The organism is Bacteroidota bacterium, assembly GCA_016711505.1.
GTDB lineage: Bacteria > Bacteroidota > Bacteroidia > AKYH767-A > 2013-40CM-41-45 > JADKIH01.
On sequence record JADJSV010000020.1, the window covers coordinates 91,900 to 105,392 of the forward strand.

The 13,493-nt window shown below is 39.2% G+C and carries 5 protein-coding genes; 1 reads left to right on the forward strand and 4 read right to left on the reverse strand.

All coding sequences use genetic code 11. The features are described from left to right. Positions 1 to 188: 188 nt before the first annotated feature. The 3 genes from IPL24_18920 to IPL24_18930 all read right to left on the reverse strand — a co-directional run bounded on the left by IPL24_18920 (position 189) and on the right by IPL24_18930 (position 10,300). Positions 189 to 4,274: a T9SS type A sorting domain-containing protein gene (locus tag IPL24_18920; protein MBK8365655.1), complete on the reverse strand. Its 4,086-nt coding sequence runs from the start codon at positions 4,272 to 4,274 to the stop codon at positions 189 to 191. 228 nt (positions 4,275 to 4,502) lie between these two features. Then, a complete protein-coding gene (locus tag IPL24_18925) occupies positions 4,503 to 5,162 on the reverse strand; it encodes a hypothetical protein (protein MBK8365656.1) in 660 nt (219 codons plus the stop codon). A gap of 131 nt (positions 5,163 to 5,293) precedes the next feature. Further along, positions 5,294 to 10,300, reverse strand: a complete 5,007-nt coding sequence (locus tag IPL24_18930; GenBank protein ID MBK8365657.1) for a T9SS type A sorting domain-containing protein — start codon at positions 10,298 to 10,300, stop codon at positions 5,294 to 5,296. Between the two features lie 618 nt (positions 10,301 to 10,918). Between IPL24_18930 and IPL24_18935 the strand changes: the two genes are divergently transcribed. Beyond that, positions 10,919 to 11,659 carry a T9SS type A sorting domain-containing protein gene (locus IPL24_18935; protein ID MBK8365658.1) on the forward strand — a complete coding sequence of 247 codons (741 nt, stop codon included), beginning with the start codon at positions 10,919 to 10,921 and terminating at the stop codon, positions 11,657 to 11,659. Positions 11,660 to 11,706: 47 nt separating this feature from the next. On the opposite strand, the gene IPL24_18940 is transcribed toward IPL24_18935, so the two are convergent. After that, a complete protein-coding gene (locus tag IPL24_18940) occupies positions 11,707 to 13,323 on the reverse strand; it encodes a CTP synthase (protein ID MBK8365659.1) in 1,617 nt (538 codons plus the stop codon). Between the last annotated feature and the right edge of the window lie 170 nt (positions 13,324 to 13,493).

Genomic DNA, 13,493 nt, shown 5'->3' on the forward strand with positions numbered 1-13,493 from the left:
CTTTAATGTTTGTTAAGGGATTCATGACCGGACTTCTCGAAAGCCTCTTCACTATGTTACTGAATATTAGCGCAATAAGACTTAATGATAAAAGCGGCAGTTCTCAGGAAGAAAAAGTTGGAAAGTTGTGGAAAAAAAAGTGGAGTATACCGGACATGCCTGCATACTCCACATTCAATTAATTCTGTTTATTCTTTTACAAATCTGATCTGTCTGTCTTCCTGTTTTGGATTACCTGATTTTATTTTCAGATAATAAATTCCATTCGGCAGATTAAGGATAGAAGATTCAATTTTATTAAATCCTTTGGTCGTTGAATAATTTTCTGAAGCAACGATTTTACCAAGCATGTCAACATACTCAATCAATATTTCTTCTTTATTGAATTGATAGAAAGTAATATTGAGTTGATCTGTAGCCGGGTTTGGATAAAGCTGGATTACATTGTCTTTATTATTACAGTTAACTGCAACGATATCTGAGAAAGTAAATTTAAGATCTGTGTCTACCTGTCTAAGTTGGTAGTAACGGATCGAATTACATTCTTCGTCATCTATAAACTGATAACTGCGGTTAGTAGTCGATGTTCCTGCACCATAACCGTAAACGATTCCAATTTTTTTGAAGTCAACACCATCAGTACTTCTTAAAACTTCAAAGTAATCGTTATTCGTTTCGCTTGCTGTTACCCATTTGCACAATACATTATCTTCATAAGGTTCTGCAGTAAATGAAAGTAATTCGATAGGAAGCGGAGTAAGAGATTGTACAGTTGCAAAATAAAGGTCAAAGAAATTGGTTGCAGAAGCTGTTGCATTGATTGCAATTCTTTGAGTATTGTTTGCAAGACTGGTAGTAACACAACTTCCGGTTAATCGCCAAGAGGCAGGAGCATTTACATTCGACGGTAGGTCTGCGACTGCAATTGTCCAGCCAACCCCTGTGTTGTTCGTATAATTGTTATTATACAAAGTCATTTTGTAATTACCATTATAGTTTGCAGTAGTTGCTCTTCTGAATGTCCAGTAACCATGGTCAAAAATTGGAATTGCATCATACGTTGCAAAAACACATTCGCTGGCTGTTGGTCCGACAGCAGGTGGAAATCCGGTCCATGAATTAAAGCTTCCGATCAGATAACTAACTCCCGGAGTTGGTCCTGCAGGAGAGAAAAGAATATTTGCAAGCTGATACCCGCTGATCGAATCACCTACCGGCCAGTCCAGTAACATTCCACGAACATCATAGCCGAAGTTGTAGATCTGTCGCTTCAGATTTCCATCGATATATGAACCGGCATTATAACCAACAATAGCACCTGCATTGATCCACTTCAAATAAATTTCAAGTGCAGGTAAATTTCTGGTATCAATTATTCCGCTGGTCAACGTCAACACCGAATCAACTGCAATACTACTGTTTGCCCCCATCAGATAGAGTTTTCCTGAAGGCTTGTTCATCGTGACACGATTTAAATTGATCGCACCTGCGGAATTAGTAAAATATTGATTGTTTAAACCGTTAAATTCAACTCTGCTGTTGGCGTAATTAGTATTGAGGAATGTAGTTACACCATTTGCATTTGTGAAATTCCCACCAATCTTCATTACTTTATTATTGATGTTGAACTTAGACGTATTAGTAACTGTCGTAAAATTCCCGGCAATATCTGTGTTTGCATTTAATAAAACTGTTCCTGCTGTTTTGTCAACAGTAAGATGATAAAAAGCATTTGCGCCAGTAACGCTTCCATTGATAAATTGATTAACTGTTCCAATGAATTTTACAACTGAACCGGGTTCTGCTATAAGTGTACCGTTGTTTGTAAAATCACCACAAACTTCTAACACAGCATTTGCTTTCAATCGCAGGGTTGCACCTGAATTGATCACAACATTCCGGACCGATACTGTTGAATTGATCGTCGGATTCCTGTTAAATGTTGAAGCATTAATGTAAGCATCAACTGTACACGATGGTGAAGCATTACAAGGCGCTGTTCCCCAATTTGAAACAGACGTAAAGTTGGTATCAACCGAATCTGACCAGTTCACTGAAGATGGATTGGAAGCAATAGGCGATCCCATCCAGTCAAGAGTAAAGCCGGTAACAAAACTTGGTGGATTCCAGTTATCAATTAAGATAAGATAAGATCTTTGTGTTGCACTCGTAATTGAATTTTCCCAGTTGAATGATGGGGCAGTATTGGAAATTCCTGTCTGTCCGGTTGAAGTTGTCCAGTTACATCGTGTAGAAGCAAGAGAGTGAGTCTGAATTAAAGCGCACGGATTCGAAACTCCAGTAATATCCCACATAATAAAATCATAATCTGTCACAGAGTTAATGGAGAACTGTAGTGTTCCGGGATTGACAGTCACTTTATACCAGACGGAATTTCTTTCCCCATTGGCCCAGCAATCATAACTTGTTGTAAAGTCACAGACATTACCGAAATTCAATGGACCCGGATCAGGTACAACAATACTAGTTGAACCACATACTTCATATGGGTATTCGCAATCCTGAAGATAAACCGGAGCGAGCGCGCCGACAGTACCGTCGATAACTGTGATCTCAAAAGTTCCTGTCTGACTGTTGAATCCATCGACAGCAATGAACACAGTATCATTAACGGTTAGTCCCGTAAGAACTAATTCTGAATAATCATGATACGATTGATTGCTTTGAACGCCGCAATCCGGACCATCATCATTACATCCTCTGCTGGTGTAAGTAGTTGCAGAATTTGCGCAACCGCCACTGAATGTGAAGGCTTGTATTTGTGTATCAGTAAGAGTAAGCGGATGAGTCCGGATTTTCATTGTTCCATTTGCGGGAACAACTGCTTTATACCAGACAGTATTTACAATACCACCAACAACACATTGAGCCGAATTTGGTGGTTCATTCAATGCGCCTGAACAAGTATTATAACCTGAAGCTGTTCCGCCAAGAGGGACATAGACCGCTGTACAAGGAACATCGTTAGGTGGGCCGCAGGCGCTGGAAAGACACAGATCGAAGTTTCCTGTGTTGGCCGGACTTACAGTCCACATTCTTATGAAATAGGTAACACCATTTGTAACCGGAATTGAAAGCAAAGGCATACTACTTCCTGCAGAGTTATCATCGCAGGCAATGAGTGTAAGTGCACCACAATTTGCTCCGGAATAAATTGCCATTGCTGCATCTGATGTTGGATTAGCAGCTGCAACCTGAGTTTTTACAAGTAAACTTCCTGTGAAAGTTGGAGTGAATCGTAACCATACATCAGGAGTAAGACCGTCAACGAAATTTCCACAAGGCGGAACAGTGATTGTTCCGGCTGCAGTTGCCTGTGCGCATTCAGTATTGAAGGTTGAAAAAGCACACGGAGTATTATTCGCAATACTGCCAAGGTTTTGTGCAGCACTGCATGGGTCATAAGCAACTGTTGTTCCTAATGAAGTAATGGATATATCGAAAGGAATGTTGGATGTTGCATTTAAAGGATTGTTGTCAACGAGAATGTAATATGTAGTATTTGGCACTAATGAAATCGAATTGATCTGAATGATTCCTGTGACGCCGGCAGTAGAAGCAATACAATGTGTTGTACCTGAATTAGGACATCCATCATAAACAAAAATACTTGGATTAGTTCCGGAACTGTTCACTTCAACCTGAATACATATTGGAGATGCACCGGTTGAATATGCAAAAACATAATCTTCACCATTGAGATACGGATCATGACATTGTGCATTTAAACTATCATATTCATTCCCTGCTCCTGCAGTAGTCATACCATTCTGAGTGAATGGAAGAGAGCAAATGTATTGTGCATCTGAACAAGTTGTTCCCAGAGAAGTAAAAGGACCGGAAGAAGTAGTAGCACAGATCTGAAATTTTCCATATTTATTATTGTCACCTGTTACTCTTACATAAAGTGTTTCCACCAGACAAGAACGACCCGCTGTAAGTTGTCCGTAAGTTGGAAAAGTTGTTCCTGTTGTACTACAGGCTACGGGTGTACCTCCGCATGAAGTATACAATTCAACTGTAGTGCCTGTCATAGCCGGCGGGCAAGTAACAGGAGCTGTAGTTATTGTAACACCATTTACTCCTGCAGGTTTAATGAATGAGAACCATACATCTCCTGTATCAGCTACAGCACAAGTTGGACCGGTTGCAGCAGTCTTAGTATTGTGAGCATTGGAAGCAGTAATATAATTACAGGTACCTGATATTGTTCCAAGTGAAGTAGCATTTGCACAGAGGTCATTTGCAACCATAGTTGGATTCAATACATACTGAACATTATTCGGTCGAAGATAAAAATATCCATTTCCGGAAAGTGCTCCGGTGTTGTTTGCAGAAGATGTTACAACATTTCCTGCTACAGCGGAAACAGTTGCACCTGGACCTACACCAATTCCGCCGATATAAAGTCCGGTAACTATACCCGCAGAAGAACCAACATTAATTGTTGTGTTACCTGCGGTTCCAGTAAATAGTTGTTACTACTTGTGAAAGTGCAGTAGTGAATTCAGCTGCATCACATGCTGTTGCAGAATTACAGTAGTTGGAGTAATTGAATAATATTCACCGCATCCAGATGCATAACCAATCGATGCACTGTTTGCACCTGCACCATTCATATTATAAACTGAAGTAGGGTAGATGAAAGATATTGCTCCGGCAGCAGAAAGTCTTACACCAAAAGTATAACCATATGCTACACTGTTCTTTGGCATTTTCGCATTCCAGCGAATAAACAGATCCGTTCCGGAAATTGACCATACGAATTGATTGGCAGCAATATCATCCCACATAGGAGCGATCAAAGGTGTTCCACCAGCGTAGCCAGATAAGCTGTTTGCAGGCAGAAAAGATGCAAAGTAAGCAGGAATTGCAGCAGAAGGTAGACAAGCTACCCATCCATTCGTTGAAACAAGAAAGTTGCTGTAGACTGCACCACCACATTGGAAATTGAAGCCGGGTGTAATAACTAATGCATTGTCATCAACTCCTGCACCAAAACTAACAGTTGTTCCAGCTGGAAATGTTGCAGGCGTTCCTGTCGAAAAAGCATATGGCGTATAAAGACTCGCTTGTGAAAAAGCAGTTAAACTTAAAGCAATGAAAAAAAACAAAAAAATACCGGTAGATTTTATTCTCATGCTGTTCGTTTTTGTAAATAGTTTTCCTGTGTTAAAAATAGGATAATTTTTAATACATATGTCACCTTCATAAAAGTGCTACAAAACAAAAAAGAGGTTCGAAAACCTCTTTTTGTTTTATTGAACTTTTTTTAGTTTTTAAAGAATTGCTGTTGTCTTTTTGCCACATTATCAAGATCGTTTACTCCACGGATCTGAAGATAATAAGCTCCTTTAGAAAGATCATCGATCTGAATGATAGAAGCATTCTTTCCTTTCTGTGCATTATAAGTTTCACTCTTGATAACTCTTCCGGTTACATCAAGGATTGAAATTTCCAATACATCCTCTTTAGCCTGATAGAATTCACAAGTGATATTCTGAACTGCAGGATTCGGATAAACGATAATTCCATCTCCTGTAGCTTTACAATTTACGGCAACGATATTTGAGTAAGTGAACTTCCTGTCTATATCTACTTGTTTCAATCTGTAATATCTAATTGTATTACAAACATCATCGTCAGTGAAAGAATATGAACGGTTTGTAGTTGTTGTTCCTGCACCAAAGCCTTTTACTTCTCCAATGTTTTCAAATATTGTACCGTCATCACTTCTTTCAACAACAAAGTAATCGTTGTTGATTTCCGTTGCTGTTTCCCATTTACAAACTACAAACTTGTCAGTTTTAGTTGCATCGAAATAAAGCAATTCGATTGGTAATGGTTGATCAGAGATAGCTGTTGAAAAGTATAGGTCAAAGAAATCTGCTGCAGCAGGAACGGCATTGATACCTGATCTTCTTGTAAGATTTTGAGTACTGGTTGTTATGCAACTACCTGCCAGTCTCCATGAAGCAGGATTAGATGGACTATTAGCAAGATCTGAAACAACGACTGTCCAACCCTGTCCTTGAGGTGTAAAGTTGTTATTGTTCAGGGACATTGTATAAGTACCGTTGTAATTAGCTGTTGCTGCTCTTGTAAACGTCCAGTAACCGTTATCAGAAAGATTAAGAATATCATATGTTGCAAACAAACATTCAGATGCTACAGGACCGGAGGCAGGAGGAAAGCCTGGCCATGAATCGAAACTACCGGTCAGATAACTGACACCAGGAGTTGGACCACCCGGAGCAAATAAAATGTTTGCAAGTTGATAACCTTTTACAACATCACCAACCGGCCAGTCCAGTAACATACCTCTCGCATCATAACCGAAGTTGTAGATCTGTCTTCTCAGTTTACCATCTACATAACTAGTCGCATTGTAACCGGTAACAGCTCCTGCATTGATCCATTTCAGAAAGATATAATTAGCAGCAACGTTTCTTGTATTTACAACACCACTGGTAAGTGTAAGTGTAGTATCAATGTTAATAGAGCTATTTGCACCCATCAGATAAAGAACGCCTGATGGCTTATTCATGATCATTCTGTTTAAATTAAATGTTCCTGCAGTATTTGTGAAATTCTGATTTGCAGTACCATTGAATTCAACACGGCTATTACCAAGATTCGCTATCAGGAATGTTGCTGTACCATTTGCATTAGTGAAGTTACCACCAACTTTCATGTATTTACCGTTAATATTGAATTGACTGGTATTAGTAGAAGTAGTGAAGTTTTCTAAGACATCAATGTTATTATTCAGAATCACATATCCTGCACTTTTATTGATTGTCAGGTTTGCAAAAGAATTTGCTCCTGTGAAATTACCGGAAATAGTTTGTATGGCAGAACCAAGTTGGAATTGAACTGTTGATCCCGGCTCACAGATTAAAGTACCGTTGTTTGTAAAGTTTCCACAAACACTCAGAGTGACACCGGCTTTAATTCTTAATGTAGCACCGGCATTGATTGTAATATCTCGTACACTTGAGTTAACAGTAACGCAAGGTTGTCTTAAATTGGAAACCGGATTCACTGTAGCATCAACACCACAAGTAGGTGCAGAACCACAATCACCCCAACATGTATTACAAGAGAAAAGTGTATCAGCGGCAACTGTTCCTCCGCTCCATATTGCAACAGTACCGGCAGCAGCAATAGGTGTTCCTTGCCAGTTAATTCCAAATCCGGCATTAATTGTATTTTGATATGAATTTAACAATAGAATAAAAGTCCTGGTTCCGGTAACATTAATTGAATTGGCATAACCTCCGCTTAGTGGTGGGTCCATAAGTCCTGTAGATGAAAGTGCGCCTGCAAAACTACATCCCGCATTTGAAAGACTAGAGGATTGAATTAATCCGCAAGGGTTAGACACCCCAGTTACATCCCAAATAATAAAATCTATATCAGTACTAGAAGGTGTTGTGATATCGAATTTAACTTTGCCGGTACCAGAAGTTGTAAATGTGTACCAAACTGAATTTCGTTCACCTACTGCCCAACAAGTATTTGTTCCTGTAGCCAAGTCGCAAATATTTCCATAATTTCTAAATCCGGGATCTGCTACTGTTACATTGGAGGTACTACAAATTACTTGTGCACCTAAACAATCTTGTTGTGGGACAGGAGGAAAAGAGGGGGCTGTACCATCAATAAATGTGATCTCGAATGATCCTGTTAACGAATTTGTTCCATCCACAGCAATGTATAAGATGTCACCGGGAGTTAAGCCTGTAAAATTCTGATCAGAAAAATCCTGGAATCCACCAGAACAATTTGGACCGTCATCATTACAACCGCGGGAAACAGAAGTTGTAGCTGCATTTGCGCAACCTGAAGCAAAAGTAAAACCTTGAATTTGAGTATCAGTTAATGTCAGTGGATGTGTACGAACGTGGATCTGGCCACTTGCCGGAACAACTGCACTATACCATACAGTATTGATTGTACCACCCGTTACACATTGAGCAGCATTTAAAGGCTCTCCGGTAATACCTGCACAAGTATTGTAACCTGAAGTAGTACTTCCTAAAGGAACGTTTACTGCTGCACATGGTAAATCATTTGGAGGAGCACAGTTACTTGAAAAACAAATATCAAATTGACCAGCATCTTCAGGATTTTCAGACCATATTCGAATATAATAAGTCACAGCGTTATTTACAGGAATACTCAGCAATGGCATACCATTCACACCGGAGTTGTAGTCACATGCAACTAATGTAAGTGCGGCACATGCTCCTGTATAGACAGCCATTGCGGCATTTGCTGTAGGGTTAACTGCGCTTTGTACTGTAGCAATCTGAAGCGTACCGGTATAACCTGCAGCAAAACGGATCCATACATCACCGGTTACTCCATCGATGAATGCTCTTGGGACCTGATTAGGCACGCATGTTGGAGCAGGAACACCTGCAGGATTTGGAACAGCAGGTGAAGGAGTCGCACAAGCAGTCGTGTAAGTTGTATAAGAACAAGTAACGCCACTGGCAATAGTACCTAAATTAGTTGCGCTACCACAAAGGTCATTGGGCGGAGTTCCGGCTCCACTTGACATGTTTAAAGTATATGAAACGCTTCCTGACTGGCTATCAATTACGATATAATAGGTCACTCCGGCAGTCATTGTTACAGAAGTAATTGTCGCTGATCCGGTAATTGATTCAGCAGTTCGAAGACAATAAGTTGCAGCACCACCTGTTGAATCAGGACATCCGTTATAAACAGAAATTCCGATTGAAGGACCGGCTGTAGTCGCATTGATCGTTACACATTCGTTTGCAGTTGGTGTATACGTGTAAACGAAATCTTCACCATTCATTGAAATTGTGTGACACACTGCATTCGTACTGTCATATTCATTTCCTGCACCGGCTGTATTTCCCGGAATTGAAATAGGCAATGAACAAAGGGCTTGGGCAGAACTACAGGTAAAACCTAAATTGCTTACCGATCCGATCTTTGCACATATCTGAAATTTACCATATTTATTATTATCACCTGTAACCCGAACATATAATGTTTCTGCAGCACAAGGACGACTTGCGCTAACTTCACCATATGTTGGATTAGCAATACTTGTAGTAGCGCAAGCTAAAGCTGCACCACCACATGAAGCATATAATTCAACACTTGTACCTGTCATTGCTAACGGACAAGCTAAGGGAGCAGTCGTTACAGTAACAGCAGTAACGCCAAGAGGTTTTATAAAAGAGAACCATACATCTCCGGTATCTGTAACTGCACATGAAGGACCACTTGCTGAAGTTTGAGTATTGTGTGCATTAGAAGAAGTGATATATGTACAGGCAGCAGTAATTGTTCCAAGTGAAGTTGCATTTGCACAAAGATCATTTGCATTCATTGTTGGATTCAAAACATATTGAATGTTATTCGGACGCATGTAGAAGTATCCATTTCCTGAAAGTGCAGCTGTATTATTAGCAGATGCAGTTACCACATTACCAACCACATTTGCAACTGTTGCACCTCCCGCAGCAATACCTATACCGCCAATGAATAATCCATTCACAATACCTGCAGAAGATCCTACATTGACTGTTGGGTTTCCTGCTGTACCTGAAATAGTTGTTACTATTTGTGAAAGAGCATTTGAGAATTCTGTTGCATCACTGACAGTTGCAGTGGTAGCAGTAGTAGGTGTAAATGAATAAAATTCTCCACATCCGGAAGAATAACCGATCGAAGCACTGTTAGCACCGGCTCCACTCATGTTATAAACGGAAGTAGGATAGATAAATGTAATGGCTCCGGCAGCAGAAAGTTTGACACCGAAACTATATCCACCAGCACCGGTTTTTGGCATTTTTGAATTCCAACGAATATAAAGATCTGTTCCTACAACTGACCAAACAAAAGTAGTTGATGCAATATCATCCCACATAGGCGCAATAAGAGGAGTTCCACCCGCATAGCCGGATAAACTATTGGCAGGAAGTGCAGTGGCGAAATAAGCTGGAATAGCTGGGGAAGGAATACAGGCAACCCAACCATTGGTTGATACAAGAAAATTACTATAAACTGCACCACCACATTGAAAATTAAATCCAGGTGTAAGTACAATTACATTTTCATCTTGTAGAGCAACAGCTCCAAAACTTACACTTGTCCCAGCAGGAAAAGCAGTAGCTCCTCCAGTGGTAAAGCTATACGGTGTGTACAAACTAGCCTGGGAAAAAACTCCAGACGAAATGAAAAGAGTTAGAAAAACCAGAAGTAGCGAAGATTTGTTGTATAATCTTTTCATGTTGATTTTTTTGGAGATTTTTTTTGTTTCGGATTAGGGATATTCGAGTTTTATTTTCTGACTTGAACACTCCTTGGAGTAATACAATTCAACCTCAAATATGCGAAATATTTAACGGAAATGCAACATTTAATTGACCTTAAAGCCATTTAATTCGTGAACAACTCCATTTTGAAGGTAAACTATTCCTGACAATGGGTGAGGGGTGTGTAAATATTCATTCAAGGTCCAGATTCAATATGTTAAGACTTCTATTTTTTTAGAAAATATATAGAAATTCAGTGAGAAATATTATTATTGTAGTTCTAAAAGAAATGCAAAATCTTCAACAACTATTATGATAAAATCAACTACAAAAATCGCTTTGTCTTTACTACTTCTGATATCACTATCGGCAAATGTAAATGCGCAGTATGTGATACAGTCTACTAATTTACCTGGATCAGGTGATTTATGGGTGAATAAAATTATTACAGATAATGTACAAGAAGGTGGATATGGTCCCAATCAAATATGGGATTTCAGTGTTCACTTTGTAACACCAAATACTATTTCAGAACAATACACTACCCCTACCGGAACTGCAATCGACCTAACTTTTCCTACGGCTAACCTGAAATGTTCTTCTGTTTTGGAATCACTGAATATTATTATAAAAATGCTGCTACTAATACGCTTCAGTATCTTGGATATTATAGTACAGCAAATGAAGTACATATTTCGAATGCTCAAAATGTTTTAGTTGCACCTTTTGCCTATGGAAATTCATCGTCAAATGCAGCAGTTACCGGAACAGGTTTTTCCGGATCAACAATTTCAGGAACAGTCTCTGTTGTTGCTGATGCTCATGGTACGATCACAGTTGGTGGAATTACAACAACAAATGTTTTAAGAGTTAGAACTGAGTATGCAATAGTGGAGGATTTTGGCGGAGGATTATCCGAAACAATCAGTTTTGTGAAATACGCATGGTATAAACAAGGTCTTCGTGCACCATATATGCAGATTATGAACTATGATGCAACTGGAGATATTGCTACTATTAGTCAGAAATTTACTTTGGTAGCAAACGTTACAGTAGGAGTTGATGAACTTTCAAAACCAACATTAAGTTTTTCAGTGTTTCCAAATCCTGTAGGTGATACTGCTGAGATTGATATTACGATCGATCAGAATGCTGATATGGCTATTCGCTTAATGGATATTGCCGGAAAAGTTGTCATGACTGAGAAAACGTATTATACAAAAGGCACTCACCATTTATCTATGGATGTAAGTAATCTTCCTAAAGGCATTTACATTTTATCAATAAAAGGCGGAGCCACTGTTCGCGAAGAACAAATAGTGATCGCAGAATAAGCAAAAAATTTATTCTTACTCAACAAGACAATCCTCCCGGTATTTTATCAGGAGGATTGTTTCGTTTGGTCCATTGCTGCGCGTACGAAACGTACAAAAAGCGGATGCGGACTTTCGACAGTACTTTTATATTCCGGGTGAAATTGTACACCTACAAACCACGGATGATTTTTTAACTCAACCACTTCAACCAGGTTGTTGTCCGGATTAATTCCAACCGGAATCATTCCTGCATCTTCAAATGATTTTACAAATTTGTTGTTGAATTCATAACGGTGACGATGACGTTCACCGATCTTTTGTTTACCATAACTTGCATACGACTTGGAACCTTTTTGAAGAATACATGGATATTCTCCTAAACGCATCGTACCGCCTTTCTTGGTGACTTTCTTTTGTTCTTCCATGATGTCGATCACAGCATGTTTGGTGGTCGGATTCATTTCAGTGGAGTGGGCATCTTTCCACCCAATCACATTTCTTGCAAATTCGATCACCGCACATTGCATTCCCAGACAAATTCCCAAAAATGGAATGTTATGTTCACGTGCGTATTGAATAGCGGTAATTTTTCCTTCAATACCACGATCCCCAAAACCGGGCGCGACTAAAATTCCACTTAGTCCATCGAGTTTAGAGGCAACATTTCCTTCATCAATTTTTTCAGAATGGATCCAGTCAAGTTTTACTTTACATTCATTTGCAACACCTGCATGAATGAATGATTCAGCAATAGATTTATAAGCATCTTTTAATTCAATATATTTTCCAACGAGTCCGATCCGGACTTCACTCACAGGCTTTTCTAATTTACCTAAAAAGATTTTCCATTGTGTTAGTTCCGGTTCATGTTGTAAAGGCATTTTCAATTTATTGCAAACAACTTTGTCGAGTTGCTCTTTATACATCAGAAGCGGAACGTCATAAATTGTATCTGCGTCAATAGATTCGATCACTGCATTTACATTTACGTTGCAAAATAAAGCGATCTTTCTGCGGATCTCCATAGAGATCGGCTTTTCAGTCCGGCAAACCAGGATATCCGGTTGAACTCCTAATTCCAGCAATGCTTTTACGGAGTGTTGTGTTGGTTTAGTCTTTAATTCACCTGCAGCTGCCAGGTAAGGAACTAACGTAAGGTGAATTGATAATGCAGAACTTCCAAGTTCCCATTTCAACTGACGGACACTTTCAACATAAGGGAGCGATTCGATATCACCAACCGTTCCGCCAATCTCTGTTATTACAACATCAAATTCACCTGTATCGCCAAGAAGCTGAATTCTTCTTTTGATCTCATCAGTTATATGCGGAATGATCTGAACAGTTTTTCCCAAAAATGCACCTTCACGTTCTTTATTGATAACTGTCTGATAAATTCTTCCCGTAGTAACATTATTGGCCTGTGAAGTAGGAGTGTTCAGAAATCGCTCGTAATGTCCAAGGTCAAGATCTGTTTCTGCTCCATCATTCGTTACAAAGCATTCTCCATGTTCATATGGATTTAAAGTTCCCGGATCCACATTTATGTATGGATCCAGCTTTTGGATCGTTACTCTATACCCTCTTCCCTGAAGTAATTTTGCCAATGATGCCGAAATGATGCCTTTTCCAAGAGAAGAAGTTACACCACCGGTTACGAATATGTATTTTGCTGAAGCCACCGTGCTGATTATTATGCTGTTTAATGAAAAATGTCAAAGAAATTTAATTCAATTTCGTCAACACGGGGTACAAAAGTACTATTTTAAGTGAGTTAAAAAATTCTTTCTTAAATTAAGTTTGTGTGATTAAATTGGTTTAAAATCGCTTTTGAAAATCAAAAATCCATGGA

What these genes read in the sequence shown, in the direction of transcription:
- IPL24_18925 (MBK8365656.1), bottom strand. Translation starts at nt 5,162, where the DNA reads ATGAGAATAAAATCTACCGGTATTTTTTTGTTTTTTTTCATTGCTTTA.
- IPL24_18930 (MBK8365657.1), bottom strand. Translation starts at nt 10,300, where the DNA reads ATGAAAAGATTATACAACAAATCTTCGCTACTTCTGGTTTTTCTAACT.
- IPL24_18920 (MBK8365655.1), bottom strand. Translation starts at nt 4,274, where the DNA reads ATGGTTGCAAATGACCTCTGTGCAAATGCTACTTCACTTGGAACAATA.
- IPL24_18935 (MBK8365658.1), top strand. Translation starts at nt 10,919, where the DNA reads ATGTTCTTCTGTTTTGGAATCACTGAATATTATTATAAAAATGCTGCT.